The organism is Streptomyces sp. cg35 (genome assembly GCF_050410835.1).
In the GTDB taxonomy this organism is placed as follows: domain Bacteria; phylum Actinomycetota; class Actinomycetes; order Streptomycetales; family Streptomycetaceae; genus Streptomyces.
The window spans coordinates 2,629,859-2,648,634 of sequence record NZ_CP191268.1; the positions used below are offsets into that span (position 1 = coordinate 2,629,859).

Annotated in this window: 12 protein-coding genes; 3 read left to right on the forward strand and 9 right to left on the reverse strand. The window is 70.7% G+C overall.

The window, feature by feature from the left end; genetic code table 11:
- Positions 1-51: 51 nt before the first annotated feature.
- The 5 genes from ffh to nsdA all read right to left on the reverse strand — a co-directional run bounded on the left by ffh (position 52) and on the right by nsdA (position 7,861).
- On the reverse strand, positions 52-1,611 hold the full coding sequence (ffh, locus tag ACQUQD_RS12055; RefSeq protein ID WP_428952055.1) for a signal recognition particle protein: 1,560 nt from the start codon (positions 1,609-1,611) through the stop codon (positions 52-54).
- A 204-nt stretch (positions 1,612-1,815) separates the two neighbouring features.
- Positions 1,816-4,344 (reverse strand): [protein-PII] uridylyltransferase, encoded by a 2,529-nt coding sequence (locus tag ACQUQD_RS12060; protein WP_428952056.1) that lies wholly within the window; start codon positions 4,342-4,344, stop codon positions 1,816-1,818.
- Between the two features lie 31 nt (positions 4,345-4,375).
- A complete protein-coding gene (locus ACQUQD_RS12065) occupies positions 4,376-4,714 on the reverse strand; it encodes a P-II family nitrogen regulator (RefSeq protein ID WP_266596273.1) in 339 nt (112 codons plus the stop codon).
- Positions 4,711-6,060 (reverse strand): ammonium transporter, encoded by a 1,350-nt coding sequence (locus ACQUQD_RS12070; protein ID WP_428952057.1) that lies wholly within the window; start codon positions 6,058-6,060, stop codon positions 4,711-4,713. Before ACQUQD_RS12070 ends, ACQUQD_RS12065 begins: the two co-directional genes overlap by 4 nt.
- Positions 6,061-6,379: 319 nt before the next feature.
- A complete protein-coding gene (gene nsdA, locus ACQUQD_RS12075) occupies positions 6,380-7,861 on the reverse strand; it encodes a transcriptional repressor NsdA (RefSeq protein WP_428952058.1) in 1,482 nt (493 codons plus the stop codon).
- A 461-nt stretch (positions 7,862-8,322) separates the two neighbouring features.
- Here nsdA and ACQUQD_RS12080 point away from each other — a divergent pair, with 461 nt between their 5' ends.
- The gene (locus ACQUQD_RS12080) at positions 8,323-8,991 is read left to right on the forward strand and encodes a bifunctional DNA primase/polymerase (protein WP_428952059.1); all 669 of its coding nucleotides are present in this window, start codon (positions 8,323-8,325) and stop codon (positions 8,989-8,991) included.
- A gap of 104 nt (positions 8,992-9,095) precedes the next feature.
- Here the strand turns inward: ACQUQD_RS12080 and ftsY are convergent, their stop codons facing one another.
- The gene (ftsY, locus tag ACQUQD_RS12085) at positions 9,096-10,313 is read right to left on the reverse strand and encodes a signal recognition particle-docking protein FtsY (RefSeq protein WP_428952060.1); all 1,218 of its coding nucleotides are present in this window, start codon (positions 10,311-10,313) and stop codon (positions 9,096-9,098) included.
- 185 nt (positions 10,314-10,498) lie between these two features.
- On the opposite strand from ftsY, the gene ACQUQD_RS12090 reads away from it, so the two are divergent.
- Together ACQUQD_RS12090 and ACQUQD_RS12095 are read left to right on the forward strand one after the other, a co-directional pair.
- Complete coding sequence (locus ACQUQD_RS12090) at positions 10,499-11,947, forward strand: cytosine permease (RefSeq protein ID WP_428952061.1); 1,449 nt, start codon at positions 10,499-10,501, stop codon at positions 11,945-11,947.
- 57 nt (positions 11,948-12,004) lie between these two features.
- Entirely contained in the window at positions 12,005-12,979 is a 975-nt protein-coding gene (locus ACQUQD_RS12095) for an LLM class flavin-dependent oxidoreductase (RefSeq protein WP_428952062.1), read from the forward strand.
- A gap of 87 nt (positions 12,980-13,066) precedes the next feature.
- Here ACQUQD_RS12095 and ACQUQD_RS12100 read toward each other — a convergent pair whose 3' ends face one another.
- The 3 genes from ACQUQD_RS12100 to ACQUQD_RS12110 all read right to left on the reverse strand — a co-directional run bounded on the left by ACQUQD_RS12100 (position 13,067) and on the right by ACQUQD_RS12110 (position 18,687).
- Positions 13,067-14,491, reverse strand: a complete 1,425-nt coding sequence (locus ACQUQD_RS12100) for a sugar porter family MFS transporter (RefSeq protein ID WP_428952063.1) — start codon at positions 14,489-14,491, stop codon at positions 13,067-13,069.
- Between the two features lie 217 nt (positions 14,492-14,708).
- Entirely contained in the window at positions 14,709-18,263 is a 3,555-nt protein-coding gene (gene smc, locus ACQUQD_RS12105; protein ID WP_428952064.1) for a chromosome segregation protein SMC, read from the reverse strand.
- Positions 18,264-18,483: 220 nt separating this feature from the next.
- The gene (locus ACQUQD_RS12110) at positions 18,484-18,687 is read right to left on the reverse strand and encodes a hypothetical protein (RefSeq protein WP_428952065.1); all 204 of its coding nucleotides are present in this window, start codon (positions 18,685-18,687) and stop codon (positions 18,484-18,486) included.
- Between the last annotated feature and the right edge of the window lie 89 nt (positions 18,688-18,776).

The window sequence follows — 18,776 nt, forward strand, 5'->3', positions numbered from 1 at the left end:
AGCGAGCGCCCCTCACCCCTCCGCGTACGGAAAGGTCATCGACCCATGACGTCAGCCCATGAACTTCTTGAACTCGTCGGGGAGTTCGAAGTCCTTGCCGCCCTGCTGGTCGGCGCCGGGCAGGCCGAGCGCGCCGCCCGCCTGAGCGGCGGCCTCGCGCCGAGCGGCCTCGTCCTGCTCCTGCTGCTTGCGCTTCATCGGGTTGCCGGAGCGCTGCTTGCCCTTGGCCTTCTTCGGCTGCTTCTTCTGCCGGCCGGGACCGCCGCCCATCCCAGGCATGCCGGGCATCCCCGGCATGCCGCCGCCCTGGGCCATGCGGGACATCATCTTGCGGGCCTCGAAGAACCGCTCGACCAGGTTCTTGACCGCGCTGACCTCGACTCCGGAACCCTTGGCGATACGGGCCCGGCGCGAGCCGTTGATGATCGTGGCGTCGGCGCGCTCGGCCGGGGTCATCGACTTGATGATGGCGGCCGTGCGGTCGACGTCGCGCTCGTCGAGGTTGTTGATCTGGTCCTTGATCTGGTTCATCCCCGGCAGCATGCCGAGCAGCTTGGAGATGGAGCCCATCTTCCTGACCTGCTCCATCTGCGCCAGGAAGTCGTCGAGCGTGAAGTCCTGGCCCTTCTTGGAGGCCAGCTTCGAGGCCATCTTCTCGGCCTCTTGCTGCGAGAAGGTCTGCTCGGCCTTCTCGATCAGCGTGAGCATGTCGCCCATGCCGAGGATGCGGGACGCCATCCGGTCCGGGTGGAACGCGTCGAAGTCGTCCAGCTTCTCGCCGTTCGAGGCGAACATGATCTGGCGGCCGGTGACGTGCGCGATCGACAGCGCGGCACCACCGCGGGCGTCACCGTCGAGCTTCGACAGGACGACACCGTCGAAGCCGACGCCGTCGCGGAACGCCTCGGCCGTGTTGACCGCGTCCTGACCGATCATCGCGTCGACGACGAACAGGACCTCGTCCGGCGAGACCGCGTCGCGGATGTCCGCGGCCTGCTGCATCAGCTCCTGGTCGATGCCCAGGCGGCCGGCGGTGTCGACGATGACGACGTCGTAGACCTTGGACTTCGCGTACTCGATGGAGTCCTTGGCGACCTTGACCGGGTCGCCCACCCCGTTGCCCGGCTCGGGGGCGTAGATGCCGACGCCGGCGCGCTCGGCGACGACGCTGAGCTGGTTCACGGCGTTCGGGCGCTGCAGGTCGCAGGCGACGAGCAGCGGGGAGTGGCCCTGGGACTTGAGCCAGTGGCCGAGCTTGCCCGCGAGGGTCGTCTTACCGGCACCCTGCAGACCCGCGAGCATGATCACGGTCGGTGCGGTCTTGGCGAAGCGCAGGCGGCGGGTCTCGCCACCGAGGATGCCGATGAGCTCCTCGTTGACGATCTTGATGACCTGCTGGGCGGGGTTCAGCGCCTGGGAGACCTCGGCACCGGCCGCACGCTCCTTGACCTGCTTGATGAACGCGCGGACGACGGGCAGCGCCACGTCGGCTTCCAGCAGGGCGATCCGGATCTCGCGCGCCGTGGCGTCGATATCCGCCTCGCTGAGGCGACCCTTGCCGCGGAGATTCTTGAATGTCGCTGCGAGGCGATCGGAAAGAGTGTCGAACACGGCGGTCGCGAATCCTCGGGTCGGGTGGCTCTACGGACAGGTCGCCCTCCAGGGTATCGGTCGCCACGGATTGGGTCAGCGCCCCGTCAGGAGGGCCGGGGGCCACGCGCCCGGCCGGGCCCGCCAGGAAGGGCCCGGATCCGTCGGCGGATCCTCGATCGGCGACGGCGAGAGGCCGCGGGGCCCGGTCCCGGACCCCGCTCCTCACGCGCCGGTGGGGCTTGTCTGCAGTGCGCTCTCCAGCGACCGGGCCACCGACACCGCCTCCTCCGACGGCAGCGGCGCCCCTTCGGGCCCGGTGACGTAGAAGGCGTCCACGGCGTTGGCACCCAGCGTGGAGACATGCGCGGAGCGCACCTGCACGCCGGAGACCTCCAGCGCCCTCCCGATCCGGTGCAGCAGGCCCGGCGCGTCCTGGGCCCGCACCTCGATGACGGTCGCGAGCCGGGATCCCGCCGACGCGACGGTGACCCGGGGCGGCGGCGCCACCACGCCGCGCCGCCGCGGGTAGGCCGCGTCCCGCTCGGCGAGCCGCGCCGCGATGTCGAGGGATCCGTCGAGGGCCCGTACGAGGTCGGCACGGAGCCGGGCGGCCTGCGGCAGGGAGCCGTACTCGGCGGCGACCCGCCAGTTCAGCAGCAGTACCGAACCGCTCTCGGGACGGTCCTGGCCCTTGCCCGCAGAGCGCTCCGCCGTCCGGGCCCACTCCTCGGGCAGCGACAGGGATCTCAGCTCGGCCGTGCGCACGGCCAGCCGGTGCATCGCGAGCACGCCGGCCACCGCGGGCAGTACCCCGGGCTGGTCCGACACGGCGATGAGCAGTTCGACGCCGAGCGGCTCCGGGGCGGCCGCGTCGGAGGACTCCTGCGCGGACTCCGCGGGTACCGCCTCCGTCTGCGCGCGCAGCGCGAGCACCGGCCCACCCGTGCGGAACGCCTCGAGCGCGAGCCGCTCCTGCTCGGCGGTGGGCTCGGCGGCGTCGATGTCGACAGGGTTGTCCCCCGCGAGCACCGCGGAGACCCGCTTGACCAGATCGGCCACCAGCGATCCGCGCCACGACGACCACGCGGCGGGGCCCGTGGCCAGCGCGTCCGCCTCCGTCAGCGCGTGCAGCAGCTCCAGCGTCCCGACCGAGCCGACGGTGTCCGCGACGGCTCGTACGGTCGCCGGGTCCTCCAGGTCGCGCCGGGTGGCGGTCTCGATGAGCAGCAGATGGTGCCGTACGAGGGAGGCGAGCACCGTGACATCGGCCCGGTCGAAGCCGATCCGCGCCGCGACGTCCCGCGCGATGATCTCGCCGGCGACCGAGTGGTCCCCGGGCCAGCCCTTGCCGATGTCGTGCAGCAGCGCCGCCACGAGCAGCAGGTCGGGCCGTCCGACACGCCGGGTCAGTGCCGAGGCGCGTACGGCGGTCTCGACGAGGTGCCGGTCGACGGTCCAGGTGTGCACGGCGTTGCGCTGCGGCCGGCAGCGCACCCGCTCCCAGTCCGGCAGCAGCCGGGTGATCAGTCCTTCGGCCTCGAGCGCCTCCCACACCTCGACCGTCGTCCGGCCGGCCCCGAGCAGCGTCACGAGCTGTTCGCGGGCCTCGGCGGGCCAGGGGGTGGGGAGCGGCCGGGCGGCCGCGGCCATCCGCCGGACCGCGTGCAGCGACAGCGGAAGGCCGGCCTGCGCCGCGGCGGCGGCAGCCCGCAGCGGAAGCACCGGGTCCCGTTCGGGCCGGGCCGCCCGGGCGAGCACGACCTCGCCGTCCATCTCGACGACGCCCTCGGCGAGCGGCGACCGTTCCACGGGCGCGGGCTTGCCGCCCAGCATGGCCCGCAGCCGGGGGCGTACGGAGCGGGACTTGAGGACCCGGCTGACCTCGCGCCAGGTCACATCACTCGCGTACGCCACCGTGCGCGCCGCCTCGTACACCTGACGCAGGAGGGTGTCGGCGTCGAGCAGGCCCAGCTCCGCGGCGACCTGATCCTGCTCCTGGAGGGCGAGCCGGTCGGTGGCGCGGCCGGTCGTCAGATGCAGTGCGTCCCGCACGTCGAGCAGGCGGCGCCGGGCGTCGGCGAGCCCCTCGCGCGGGGCATCGGCCAGCCACGAGGCGGCCACCGCCCGCAGCGTGACCGCGTCCCGCAGTCCGCCGCGCGCCTCCTTCAGATCGGGTTCGAGCAGGTACTGCAACTCGCCCTGGCGCTCGGCCCGTTCCTCGCACAGCTCGCGCAGTTCCGGGAGCCGCTTGGGGGCCTGGTTGCGCCAGTCCGCGAGGACGGCGGTGCGCAGGCCTGCGGTGAGGCCGAGGTCGCCCGCGATGTGCCGGGCGTCGAGCAGTCCCAGCTGCACCTTGAGGTCGTCGCCGGCGGTCTTGCGTGCCTCCGAAGGCGTCCGGACGGAGTGGTCCAGGGCGAGGCCGAGGTCCCAGACCGGGTACCAGATGCGGTCGGCGAGCGCGGCGATCTCGCCCGGGTCGGCCGAGCCGTCGTGCAGGAGCAGCAGGTCGAGGTCGCTGCGCGGCGAGAGTTCACCGCGGCCGTATCCACCGACGGCGACCAGCGAGACACCCGCTCCCCCTGTTCCGGCGCCGAACAGCTCGGTCAGCCAGTCGTCGGTCAGCTCGGCGAGGGCCGAACGGCGCGGCGGCCCGGACTGCGCCCCTCCCTGGAGGAGGCGCAGCCGGGCCGCCGCGTAGCCGCTGGGTTTGTCGTCCGATGCTTCGGTCCGTACGTCGTTCACACTCGTCACCCAGCGACTCCCGTTCCGTCCGTCGAATCGGTTACAGCGCGTCCGGTCCGCGCTCGCCGGTCCGGACCCGCACGGCCGTCTCGACGGGGACCGCCCAGACCTTGCCGTCACCGATCTTGCCGGTTCGTGCGGCCTTCACCACGACATCGACCAGCTGATCGGCGTCGTCGTCCTCGACCAGCACCTCGATGCGGATCTTGGGCACCAGGTCGACGGTGTACTCGGCACCACGGTAGACCTCGGTGTGGCCGCGCTGGCGGCCGTAGCCGCTGGCCTCCGTCACGGTCAGGCCCTGGACGCCGAAGGCCTGGAGGGCTTCCTTGATCTCGTCGAGCCGGTGCGGCTTGACGACCGCGGTGATGAGCTTCATGCGTCCACCTTCTTCGTGTCCTGGGGAGCGGCGACCGGCGAGGGCACGGCCGTGCGGGCCGCGGTGCCACCGCCCGCGCCGCTGAAGTCGTACGCGGTCTCGGCGTGCTCGACCTGGTCGATGCCGGCGACCTCGTCGTCCTCGCTGACCCGCATGCCGATGGTCTTGTCGATGAGGAAGGCGAGGATCGCGGAGGCGATGAGCGAGTAGGCGAGGACACCGCCGACACCGGCGCACTGCTTCCAGAACTGGGTGAGGCCGCCGCCGTAGAAGAGGCCGGCCACGTCGGACTGGCCGCCGCCGGTGGCGAAGAAGCCGATGAGCAGGGAGCCGACGATGCCGCCGACCAGGTGGACGCCGACGACGTCGAGGGAGTCGTCGTAGCCGAACTTGTACTTGAGGCCCACGGCCATGGCGCACAGCACACCGGCGATGGCGCCGACGGCGATCGCGCCGAGCGGCGAGACGGCACCACCGGAGGGGGTGATCGCGACGAGGCCGGCGACAGCGCCGGAGGCGGCGCCGAGGGAGGTGAACGCGCCGTGGCGGAGCTTCTCGTAGATGAGCCAGGCGAGCATCGCGGCGGCGGTGGCGACCTGCGTGTTGACGAACATCAGCGCGCCGACGCCGTCGTCGTTGCCGAGCCACGAGCCGGCGTTGAAGCCGAACCAGCCGAACCACAGCAGACCGGCGCCGAGCATCGTCCACGGCAGCGAGTGCGGCCGCATCGGGTCCTTCTTGAAGCCGACGCGCTTGCCGATGACGAGGATCACGCCGAGCGCTGCGGCACCTGCGTTGATGTGGACGGCCGTGCCACCGGCGAAGTCGATGACGCCGAGGTCGAAGGCCCAGCCGCCGGTCCCCCACACCCAGTGCGCGACCGGGAAGTAGACGATCGTGGCCCACAGGGCGATGAACAGGGCCCACGCCGTGAACTTCACGCGGTCCGCGAGGGCACCGCTTATGAGGGCGGGCGTGATGATGGCGAACATCAGCTGGAAGACGGCGAAGACGTAGATCGGGATGGTGTAGCCGTCCCAGAGCTGGGTCAGTCCGATCCCGCTGAGGCCGACGTAGTCGCCGTCCCAGCCGAAGAGCGACCCCTTGTCCGTGCCGAACGCGACGGAGAAGCCGTACAGCACCCAGAGGATCGTGATGATCCCGAGGCTGATGAAGCTCATCATCAGCATGTTCAGGGTGCTCTTGACGCGGACCATGCCTCCGTAGAAGAAGGCCAGGCCCGGCGTCATGAGCATCACCAGAGCGGAACAGATCAGCATGAAGCCTGTGTTCGCGGCAGAGAGCTTGGGCGCCTCTGCGGCGAGCGTGATGGCGGCAGGTGCCATCGGCGTCTCCTCGTCGTTGGTACGGCCCCGTGCGGGCGAAGCCTGAAGCGGTCATGAGGGGTGGGCCGGTTATGCGCCAGACTTTGGCCCAGCGCGGTTTCCGTGGACGCCCCTCGATGTTTCGCCGCAGTGACGAAGAGGTCATGGGTGTTACGCGTGCATGAAATGCCGGATGGCGGCTGTGTCGATCGTTATCGTGACGCAACCAAGCGTCGCCACGACAGACCGGCCGCGGCCGTCCGTCCTCGATGACCTGGCATGGGGGAGCCGAGTCGGGCTGTTTCGGGACGGTCGGCCGCGGCCGGAGTTTCTGGGGGTGTCAGACCGCCGCTTCCGCGGTCTCGGGCAGCTGGAGGGCCAGCTGATCGGTCAGCTGGATGACCTCGGCGACGTCTCCGTAGTCGCGCACCGCGGTGTCCACGGTCTTGCGGATGCGGGTGTTGACCCGCTCGGAGCGCACCTTTCTGGCGATCCCCAGCGCCTGCTCCGCCATGACGGTGGACTGCTCGGGCTCCTTCTGGATCAGGTGCACCGTGGCCATGCCGATCAAGTTGAGTGCGTACGAGCGCTGGTGCTCGGCGTCCTTCCCGAACAGCTCGACGGCCCGCTGCATCAGCGGTTCGGCCATCGACGCGTAGGTGGGGCTGCGGCCGGCGACGTAGGCGAGATCACGGAACGAGTGGCTGTTCTCCCCGTGCAGTTCGGCCTCGGAGAAGAAGCGGATCCAGTCGGGGTCCGGGTCGTCCCAGTCGTCGGCGTCGGTGAAGGTGTCCTCGGCCATGCGCACGGCGCGCTTGCACTTGCCGGGCTGCCCCATGTTCGCGTACGCGCGGGCCTCCATCGCATACAGCATGGACTGGGTGCGCGGGCTGGCGCAGTCGCGACTGCCGTACTGGGCGAGATGGATGAGCTCCAGGGCGTCCTCGGGGCGGCCGAGGTGGATCATCTGGCGGCTCATGCTGCTCAGGACGTACGAGCCCAGCGGCTTGTCGCCCGCCTCCTTGGCGGCGTGCAGGGCGAGGACGAAGTACTTCTGGGCGGTGGGCTGCAGGCCCACGTCATAGCTCATCCACCCGGCCAGCTCCGCGAGTTCGGCCGCGACCTTGAACAGGCGCTTCATGGTCGCCTCGGGCTGCTGTTCCTGAAGGAGGTCGGTGACCTCGTGCAGTTGTCCTACAACCGCCTTGCGGCGCAGGCCTCCACCGCACTGGGCGTCCCACTGGCGGAACATGACGGTGGTGGACTCCAGCAGGTCGAGCTCCGGCTTGGACAGCCGGTTCCCACGGCGCTGGGCCGACGCCTCGGGCTCGGGCCGGGATGCCGCGCCGCCGGGGCTGGGCACCAGCCAGCGCTGCATGGGCTCGATGAGCGAGGGCCCGGCGGCGAGCGCGAGCGAACTGCCGAGGAAGCCGCGGCGCGCGAGCATCAGGTCGCTGCGCGAGAACTCGCCGATGAGCGCGACGGTCTGCGGCCCCGTCCAGGGCAGGTCGACACCGGACACGGAGGGCGCCTGGTGCGCGGCCCGCAGTCCGAGGTCCTCGACGGCGACCACACAGCCGAACCGCTCGGAGAACAACTCGCTGAGGATGCGCGGGATCGGCTCGCGCGGGTTCTCCCCGTCGAGCCAACGCCGTACACGCGAGGTGTCGGTGGAGATGTGGTTCGCACCCAACTGCCGTGCCCGCCGGTTCACTTGGCGCGCCAGCTCGCCCTTCGACCAGCCGCTGCGCACGAACCACGAACCGAGCAGCTCGTTCGGGCGCTTCTCAGCGTTCGTCACGCTTCCGCCGCTGCCGCCCACTGGAACGCCCCCATCCCTGAACTCATCCAAGACGCTCAACGTCAAGACCTGTCGGCCACTCTTGTCCGCAAGCCCTATCAGGATGCCGTCAACTACAGGCTCCCGTCCGGCGGTTGTCACTCCTCGAACAGGAAACCGACTTGCCTGCGGCATACCCACGGGTGCACTTACCCTCACGGCTTGTGCACTGAAAGTAATCCTACGATCACCCCTCCGGCGAGGGCGAACCTGGAAACGCCACCATTCGCCACCCCTTCGAATGAACTCAGGGACGGCCACACACGATTCACTTGACATAGGACAGCCGGAAGTAGGCGAAGCGGTGCACGCCGAGGCGCGCGACACCGGGCGCACCACCCCGGACGCGACTCGGCGCCGTCTCGACCAGGGCGGCAGGCACACTGGGTCACGATCCGATCCCGCCTCGTAACCACCGGCGCGCAGGACCCGTTGGAGGGGGCATGGGCTTCACGATCGGCGGCATCCGCGACATGCGCTCCGGCTCACGTCGCCGTGGCCGCACGTCCGGCCGCGCTTCGGACTGCACCACGGTGGCGGAGTTCACCGGGCTGTGGGGCTGGGACGTGGTGCCGGGCGCGCGCGCCGCGGGATCCGAGTGCTCCTGCGGCAGGCCGGACTGCCCGGCTCCGGGCGCCCACCCGCTCGACCCCTCGGTGGTCGTGCCGGCCGGCGCCACCCTCGATGAAGTGACGGACTCCTGGGGCCGGTTCCCCGGCGCCTCGGCCCTGCTTCCGGTCGGCCGCGCCTTCGACATCATCGACGTCCCGGAGGCGGCGGGGCGCCGTGCCCTGATCCGCCTGGAGCGGATGGGTCTCCCCCTCGGTCCGGTGATCGCCACCCCCGAGGGCCGCGCCCACTTCTTCGTGGCACCGGGCGCCGCGGCCGAACTCCCGGCCCTGCTCTACCGCACGGGCTGGGACGACGCGACCCTCGACCTGCACGCCCTGGGCCCGGGCGCGTACATCACGGCCCCGCCCTCGGACCGCTCGGGCCTCGGCCCGGCCACCTGGCTGCGGGCCCCGTCCCTGGACACCGCGACGCAACCGCCGCAGGCGCGGCTGCTCCTCGGGACGCTGGCCTACGTGGCGCATCGGTCGCCCTGCGCGTAAGGCGCCCCGAAACGGTTGTGGGGAACTGCGCACGGCCACAACGGCCCCGCAGTTCCCCACGAACACAGCCCCCGCGGCGCGTGAACCCGCGCCGCGGGGAGCGACTACTCGCCGATCAGCGCGTCCACGAACGCCTCGGGCTCGAACGGCGCCAGATCGTCCGGCCCCTCACCGAGACCGACCAGCTTCACGGGCACACCGAGTTCGCGCTGCACGGCCACGACGATGCCGCCCTTGGCCGTGCCGTCCAGCTTGGTCAGCACGATGCCGGTGATGTCGACGACCTCGGCGAACACCCGGGCCTGCACCAGGCCGTTCTGCCCGGTCGTGGCGTCGAGCACCAGGAGCACCTCGTCGAGCGGCGCGTGCTTCTCCACGACGCGCTTGACCTTGCCGAGTTCGTCCATCAGGCCGGTCTTGGTGTGCAGCCGGCCGGCGGTGTCGATGAGCACGACGTCCGCGCCCGCCTCGATGCCTTCCTTGACGGCGTCGAAGGCGATGGACGCCGGGTCGCCGCCCTCGGGCCCGCGCACGGTGCGCGCACCGACCCGCTCACCCCAGGTCTGCAGCTGATCGGCGGCGGCCGCGCGGAACGTATCTGCAGCCCCCAGCACGACGTTCTTGCCGTCGGCGACGAGCACGCGCGCGAGCTTGCCGGTCGTGGTGGTCTTGCCGGTGCCGTTGACGCCGACGACCATCACGATGCCCGGCGTGGCCCCGTCGACGTTCCCGTCCGTCTTCACGGAGCGGTCGAACTCGGGGACGAGCAGCTTCAGCAGCTCCTCGCGCAGCAGGCCGCGCAGCTCGTCCGGGGTGCGCGTGCCCAGCACCTTCACGCGCTCGCGCAGGTTCTCCACGAGCTCCTGCGTGGGCTGCACACCGACATCGGCGGTGAGCAGCGTGTCCTCGATCTCCTCCCAGGTGTCCTCGTCGAGGTGCTCGCGGGACAGCAGCGTGAGCAGCCCCTTGCCGAGCGCGTTCTGCGACCGGGACAACCGGGCGCGCAGCCGCACCAGGCGGCCCGCGGTCGGCTCCGGCACCTCGATCTCGGGAGCCGCCGGCGCCGGCGGCTCCTCCTCGGTGACCTCCTCGACCGGCTCGGCGACCGGGAGGTCGACCTCCTCGATCGTGCGCCGCGCTTCGTCGCGCGGCGTCTCGGCCTCGTCGCCGACGTGCGGCTCGGCGGGCGGGGCGGCGGTGATGTCGGGCGCCGAGGGCGGCGCGGGCGGCAGCTGCTTCTTCTTGCGGCTGCCGACCACGAGCCCGCCGAGCGCGCCGATCACGACCACGGCGATGACTACAGCAAGGATGACGATTTCCATAACCCGTCCAGTATCAGCCATGAGGCTCCGGCAGGGCCGTAGTCGTACATTCCTCCAAAGGACAAACGTCTCTGGAGGGCATTACTCGGACTAAAGTACGATGGAGGAGAGTGCGTCAACGCGCGTAGAGTCCCACGCATCCCCTCTCGCCCGCCCCACCCCACAGAGGCACGGAACCCCACCGCATGAGCAAGACCGCCGAGTCCGAAGGCACCCTGGAGACGCGCGGCATCGAGCCCGTCCCCGACGCCGAGCGCACCGCCAAGACCCGGGAGCTGTTCCCGACCTGGGTCGCGGCGAACATCAGCGTGCTGCTGCTCACGATGGGCGCGAGCCTCGTCGTGGCGTACAAGCTCAACTTCTGGCAGGCCCTCGTCGTCGCGGTCGCGGCGCCCGTCGTGTCGTACGGCCTCGTCGGTCTGATCGGTATCGCGGGCAAGCGCGGCGGCGCCCCCGGCATGGCCCTGTCCCGCGCGGTCTTCGGGCAGCGCGGCAATCTGCTGCCCGGTTCGCTGATCTGGGTCGCGCGCTGGGGCTGGGAGACGATCAACGCGGTGACGGGTGCGTACGCCGTACTGACCGTCCTGGACATCCTGTTCGGGGTCCAGCAGAACGACTTCCTGGTGATCGTCACGCTGCTCTGCTTCGTGGTCGCCACGTTCGCGATCTCGGGGCTCGGCATCAACGCCGTGCAGAAGTGCAACAAGTACGCGACGTATCTCTTCGGCCTCTTCACGGCCCTGGTGCTCGTCTACCTGATCATCGACACCGACTGGTCGGAGGTCTTCGACCGGCCCGCGGGCAAGATGTCGCTGATGGTCGCGGGCATCGGCATGATCGCCGCGGGCGGCGTCAGCTGGATCCCGTCCTCCCCCGACTTCACGCGCTACCTGCCGCGCACCGCCTCCTCCGGGGCGATCGTGCGCAACTCGATCGGCGGCGCCGGCATCGTCGTCCTGCCCATGGTCCTGATGGGCGCCGTGATGGCGGTCTCGACCCCGGACCTGGCCTCGGCCGCCGACCCGGTCTCCTTCCTCGGCGAGATCCTGCCGATGTGGATCGCGGTGCCGTACCTGCTGATCGCCCTGGTCGGCATGCTGCTGATCAACGCCATGTCGATGTACTCGGCCGGCTTCACCGCGCAGACCCTCGGCTTCAAGGTCCCGCGCCACTGGGCCGTCTCGGTCAACGCGGTGATCTCGCTGGTCTTCGGCGGCATCCTGATGCTGGTCGCGACCAGCTTCATGGGCTCGTTCATCGCCTTCCTGTCGCTGCTCGCGGTCGCCTTCTCCGCCTGGGTCGGCGTCTTCGGCGCGGACATGTTCACGCGCAAGCACTACGACGCCGCGGCCCTGATCGACACCACCCGCACCAGCGCCTACTGGTACAAGGGCGGCTTCTCCCCCGCGGCCGTCATCGCCTGGGCGGTCGGTCTGGTGGCGGGCCTGATGTTCACGTCCTCGGACTGGTTCACCGGCCCGCTCGCCACGAACAACTTCCTCGGCGAGTACGGCCTCGGCTGGGTCGTCACGATCGTCGTCTCGGGCCTGCTGTACCTCGCGCTGCCGAAGCCTGCGGACACCACCACGGCGCCGGACGACGCCGTCGAGGAGTCCACGACCCTGGCTGTCTGACGCCCCGTCAGCTACCGTCCCCCTTCACACGAAGCCCGCGTGAAGGGGGACGGTCGTATGCCCGTGTCCGTCGTACGGTTCAATCTGGTCGACCCGGCCGGTACGCCCGAGTCACTGAGCGCCCGCTACCGGGCGGCGGTGGAGTTGGCGGTCTACGCCGACGACCGGGGCGTCGACACGGTGCAGACGGAGGAGCACCACGGCGTCGCCAACAACTGGCTGCCCTCGCCGTTCACCTTCGCGGGCGCCGTCCTCGGCGCCACGCGCCGCATCGCGGTCACGGTCTCCGCGATCATCGGCCCGCTGCACGATCCGCTCCGCCTCGCCGAGGACATCGCCGTACTGGATCTGCTGAGCGGCGGCCGTCTGGTGACGGTGGCCGGCATCGGCTACCGGCCGGAGGAGTACGCGCAGTTCGACGTGGAGTGGAAGCGGCGCGGCAAGCTCCAGGACGAGCTGCTCGACACGCTGCTGAAGGCCTGGTCGGGTGAGGAGTTCAGCTTCCGCGGGCGCCGGGTCCGCGTCACCCCGCGCCCGTTCACCCAGCCGCACCCGCTGCTCCTGGTCGGCGGCTCCTCGCAGGCGGCCGCGCGCCGGGCGGCCCGGCTCGGCCTGCCGTTCTTCCCGAGCGCGCATCTGCCGGAGCTGGACGCGTACTACAAGGAGCGGCTCGCCGAGTACGGCACCGAGGGCTGGACCATGATGCCCGCGAGGACCACGCCGCTGCTGCACCTGTCCGAGGACCCGGACCGCACCTGGGCCGAGTACGGCACGCACTTCCTGCACGAGGCGCGGACGTACGCGTCCTGGCAGTCGGGGGACATCAAGTCGGCGGTGAAGTCGGCCGCGTCGAGCGTCGAGGAACTGCGCGCCGAGGGCGTGTACCGGATCCTCACGCCCGACGAGTGCCTGACGCAGGGCCTCGACAACTACGTACTGCACCCGCTGTCGGGCGGCATGCCGCTCGACGAGGGCCGGCGCAGCCTGCAGCTGTTCTGCGAAAACGTACTGCCCCGGCTCAAGGACGCGTAGGTCCTGAGCCGGGGCGGTGACGGCAGCGGGGAGATGGCAGCGGGGACTTGACCCATCTCCCCGGGTCTTTCGGGGAAGGAGCGGGCGTCAGCCCATCTCCTCCAGGGCCTTGCCCTTGGTCTCCTTCACGAACTTCATCACGAACGGGATGGAGATCGTGGCGAAGGCGCCGTAGATGATGTACGAGCCGGTCAGGCTCCACTCGGACATGCTCGGGAAGGTCTTGGTGATGGCGAAGTTGGCCAGCCACTGGGCCGAGGCCGCCACACCGAGCGCCGCGGCGCGGATCCGGCCCGGGAAGATCTCGCCGAGCAGCACCCAGACCACCACGCCCCAGGAGAGGGCGAAGAAGAGGACGAAGGCGTTGGCCGCGATGATCGCGGTCAGGCCCTGCGCGTTCGGCAGCGAGACGTTGTCGCCGGAGCCGGTCCGGTACGAGAAGGCCCAGGCACAGGTGAACAGGGCGATCGCCATACCGGCGGAGCCGATGATCGCGAGCGGCTTGCGGCCGATGCGGTCGACGAAGATCATCGCGATGACGGTACCGATGATGTTCACGATCGACGTCTCGAACGAGTACAGGAACGAGCTGGACGGGTCCTTGCCGATCGACTGCCACAGCTGGTTCGAGTAGTAGAAGATCACGTTGATGCCGACGAGCTGCTGGAAGATCGACAGGAAGATGCCGATCCAGACGATCGGCAGGAAGCCGAACTTGCCGCCGAGCAGGTCCTTGAACGTCGACTTGTGCTCGCTGCGCATGCCGGCCTTGATCTCCGCCACGCGCGCGTGGACGTCGATGCCGGTGCCCTCGACCTCGGTCAGGACCTTCTGGGCCTGCTCCTCGCGGCCGGCGGAGATCAGGAAGCGCGGCGACTCGGGGATCGCGAAGGAGAGCAGCCCGTAGAGGAGGGCCGGGATGACCATGACACCGAGCATCCACTGCCAGGCCTCGAGACCGGCGAGCTTGCCGCGCTGGTCGCCGTCGGCCATGTTCAGGATGCCCCAGTTGACGAGCTGGGAGACGGCGATGCCGATGACGATGGCGGCCTGCTGGAACGAGGCGAGCCGGCCGCGGTACGCGGGCGGGGCCACCTCGGCGATGTAGGCGGGGCCGATCACGGACGCCATACCGATGCCGATGCCGCCGATGACACGCCACATCGTCAGGTCCCAGGCCGCGAACGGCAGGGCCGAGCCGACGGCGCTGATCGCGAAGAGGCAGGCGGCGATCTGCATACAGCGGATACGCCCGATGCGGTCGGCGATCCGGCCCGCGATCGCCGCGCCGACCGCGCAGCCGAGCAGCGCGGACGCGATGATCCAGCCGAGCACATCGGCGTTCACGTCGAACTTGTGTTGGATGGCGACGGTCGCGCCATTGATCACAGAGCTGTCGTAGCCGAACAGGAAGCCACCCATCGCGGCCGCCGCCGTGATGAAGATGACGTGCCCGAGGTGATCGGGCTGGGCTTCCCGGGCTCCTGATTGAGGTGCCGAAGTGCTGGTCACGTGTACTCCTCGGGCCACCGGCTTCGCTACCGGGGGTGGGGGCGAGCCCTTCCAGTGGCGCACAACATCGCGCCGCCCACCACCTGAAGGTAAAAGCAACGTTGCAGAGACTATGCCTTCAAGTTTCGAAGTCAATAGTTCAACTGCTGTGAGTTTTTGGGCACAGGAGTGTCGCCTTGAGTTCAAGACTTGAAGACTGCTAGGGAGCCGGACTCGACTAGCGCAGCCGCTGGCTGATCACCTTCGACACCCCGTCGCCCTGCATGGAGACGCCGTACAGCGCGTCGGCGACCTCCATCGTGCGCTTCTGGTGCGTGATCACGATGAGCTGCGAGGCCTCCTGCAGCTCCTGCATGATGCGGATGAGACGCTGCAGATTGGTGTCGTCCAGAGCGGCCTCGACCTCGTCCATCACGTAGAACGGGCTGGGCCGCGCCTTGAAGATGGAGACCAGCAGCGCCACGGCGGTCAGCGATCGCTCGCCGCCGGAGAGCAGGCTCAGCCGCTTGACCTTCTTGCCCGGCGGGCGGGCCTCGACGTCCACGCCCGTCGTGAGCATGTTGTCGGGATCGGTCAGGATCAGCCGTCCGTCGCCGCCCGGGAACAGCCGGCTGAAGACGCCCTCGAACTCGCGCGCCGTGTCCCGGTACGCCTCGGTGAAGACCTGCTCGACGCGCTCGTCGACCTCCTTCACCACCTGAAGGAGGTCGGCCCGGGTCTTCTTCAGGTCCTCCAGCTGCTCACTGAGGAACTTGTGGCGCTCTTCCAGCGCCGCGAACTCCTCCAGGGCCAGCGGATTGACCTTGCCGAGCTGCTGGTACGCGCGCTCGGCGGACTTGAGCCGCTTCTCCTGCTCCGAACGGACGAACGGCCGCGGCTTGTTGCGCGGGTGCTCCGGGTCCTCCGGCAGTTCCTCACCCTCGGCGGGGAGCGAGGGCGGCACGAGCTGGTCGGGACCGTAGTCCGCGACAAGCCCGGCCGGTTCCACACCGAGTTCCTCCAGCGCCTTGGTCTCCAGCTGCTCGATCCGCAGCCGCTTCTCGGCACCGAGTACCTCGCCGCGGTGGACCGAATCAGTGAGCTTGTCGAGTTCCGCCTTCAGGTCGCGGCCGCGGGCCCGCTCCGCGACGAGCTCCCGCTCCCGCTCGCCCTTGGCCCGCTCGGCCAGCGTCCGCTCCGCGTCGGCCCGCGTGACGGACACCTCGACGTGCGCGAGCAGCTGCCGCGCACCGGACGCCACGGCCTCGGCGACGGCGGCCTCGTACTTGAGGCGGGCGCGCTGTCGCTCGGCACGCGCGCGTGCCTCGCGTTCGGCGCGGGCGGCCCGGTCGAGCGAGTCGGCCCGCCCCGAGAGCCCCTTCACCCGCTCCTCGTGCGTACGCACCTGGAGCCGAGCCTCCATCTCCGTCTGGCGGGCGTTGGCCCCGTCCGCCGAGAGCCGGTCACGCGCGGAGGTGTCCGGCTCCTCGTCGGCGGGCTGCTCCTCGGCCACGGCGAGCCGCTCGGCCAGCTCCTCCGCGTCCATGGCGGCCTTCTCCAGCGCGTCCTGCGCCTGGGCCGCCGCCGCGGCGCTCCGCTCGGCCTCGCCCGCGGCGCCGCGCGCCTGTCCGGCGAGCCGCCCGAGCTGCTGCGCCCGGCCCGAGCGCTCCCGCTCTATGGCCCGCTGCCGCTGCCCCAACTCCTCGACGAGCACGGCGCACTCCTTGCGCCGCTCGACCGCCGAGTGCTGTGCCTCGGCCAGCTCCTCGCACTGTGCCGCCAGGTGCTCCAGCTCGGCGGCCGCCTCGTCGACGGACGCCTGCACTTCGAGCAGGCTGGGCGCCCCCGCGGACCCGCCCTGCGCGAAGTGCGCCCCGAGCAGGTCCCCCTCGGCGGTCACCGCGGTCAGTTCGGGCCGCGCGTAGACCAGGTCCTCGGCGTCCTCCAGCGTCCCGACGACCACGATGTCGCGGAGCAGGTGCCGCACGGCGGGCATCAGCTCGGCGGGACCGCGGACGAGCTCGGCGGCGTGCGGCGGACTGCCCGGCGGCTGTGCGGCGGGCGCGGCAGCGGCCTCCCCGGCCAGCAGCAGGGCGGCCCGCCCCGCGTCCTGCTTGCGCAGCAGGCGAATCGCGTCCGCCGCGGAGGCGGGCGTGGTCACGGCGATCGCGTCGGCCGCCGCGCCGAACGCCGCCGCCACCGGCACCTCGAACCCCGGCGCCACCGACAACAGCTCGGCGGCGGGCCCGAGCACCCCGGTCAATCGTTCCTTCGCTCCGAGCAGCGCGCCCGAACCGTCCTTCCTGCGCAGCCCGAGCGCGAGCGCCTCGTGCCGGGCGGCGACAGCGGCCCGCTTGCGCTCCGCGGACGTGGCCGCCTCACGGGCCGCGGAGAGCGTGGACTCGGCACCGGCGAGCGCGGCCTTGGCGGCCTCCAGCTGCGCCACGAGCTCCTCGTCCCCGGCGTCGAGCCCGTCGACCTCGGCCTTGAGCTGCTCGTACTCCTCCTGCGCGGCGACGGCCCGCTGCTGCGCCTCGTCCCGCGCGACGGCGAGCCGGTCGATCTCGGCCTGCGCGGAAGCGGCCCGGGAGCGGGCCGCGTTGACCTGGCCCTGAAGCCGGGCGAGCCCTTCCCTGCGGTCGGCGATGGCGCGGGCGACGTCCTTCAGCCGGCGCTCCTCGACCGCCAGTTCACGCTCCAGCTCGGCCCGGTGGGAGACGGTCTCGTCCAGCGCGATCTGCGCCGCCTCGAGCGCCGCCGCCAGCTCGGCCTCCTGCTCCCGCACCCGGGCGGCCTCGCGCTCCAGGTCCTCGGGGTCGCGCCCGCGCCGCTCCTCGGTCGGGACGGAGGTGGCGCTCTTGACGCGCGCGTCGGCCAGCGAGATCGTGCCGCGCACCCGCTCGGCGAGCTGCGACAGCTCGTACCAGCTCTGCTGCGCCCGCTGCAGCCGGGGCGTCAGCTGCCGCACCTCGTCCTCCAGGTGCCCCTCGCGCAGCAGCGCCTTCTTCAGCTCGTCCTCGGCGGCTTCCTTGCGCCGCTTCAGCTCGGCCTCGTCGGCGACCTCGGCGCTGAGCGCCTCCCGCAGCCGTACGAGATCGTCGGCGAGCAGCCGCAGCCGCGTGTCGCGCAGGTCGGCCTGGATGACGGCGGCCCTGCGGGCGACGGCGGCCTGCCGGCCCAGCGGCTTCAGCTGCCGCCGCAGTTCGTCGGTCAGGTCCTGTACGCGGGCGAGGTTGGCCTGCATCGCGTCCAGCTTCCGCAGCGCCTTCTCCTTGCGCTTGCGGTGCTTGAGGACACCCGCGGCCTCCTCGATGAAGGCGCGGCGGCCCATCGGGTCGGCGTGCAGCACGCCGTCGAGCTGGCCCTGGCCGACGATGACGTGCATCTCGCGGCCGATACCGGAGTCGGACAGCAGGTCCTGGATGTCGAGGAGGCGGCATGTGTCGCCGTTGATCTGGTACTCGCTGCCGCCGTTGCGGAACATGATCCGCGTGATGGTGACCTCGGCGTACTCGATGGGCAGCGCGCCGTCGGAGTTGTCGATGGTCAGCGACACCTCGGCGCGGCCCAGCGGGGGGCGGCCGGTGGTGCCGGCGAAGATGACGTCCTCCATCTTGCCGCCGCGCAGCGACTTGGCGCCCTGCTCGCCCATGACCCAGCTGAGGGCGTCCACGACATTGGACTTGCCCGAGCCGTTGGGCCCCACGACGCAGGTGATGCCCGGCTCGAACCGCAGCGTGGTGGCCGAGGCGAACGATTTGAACCCGCGCAGGGTCAGAGCCTTGAGGTGCACGCCGTCGGACTCTACCCGGCACCTCTGTCTCACTCCATGAACCCGCGGTTTCGCTCATGAAAGTGCAGGGCACATCAGACGTTAAGAAAACGCTTGGGTGCGCGGGGGCGTGAAGATCGAGGCACAGGGAGCAAGAAAGAAGGGACGCCGAAGCGTCCCTTGCATATCTCTGTCAAGCGGCTGATACGAGCAGCCTGCTCACGCGCGTCGCTGGGCGTGGTCAGGTGAGCGCAGGCTCCGCCTGGGGTACGTCGATGCTCTCGATGAGAGAGTCGTGAGAAGCGGCAGCCGCGAGCGCGTCGTTCTCAGCCTGGATCCTGCCGAGCTCGGATTCCAGATCCTGGACGCGCTGCTGGAGCCGTCGCATCTCGGCGAGGAGTCGCGGGTCGCTGCCGCCGACGTAACCGAGAAGCGCCTTTGCCATGATGAGTGGTCCTCCACACTGAGTGACCGACCGAAGCGGTGGTGGGTCGTGAGGGAATCGCACCCGCGGTGCTTGGCACTTCTTGTTGT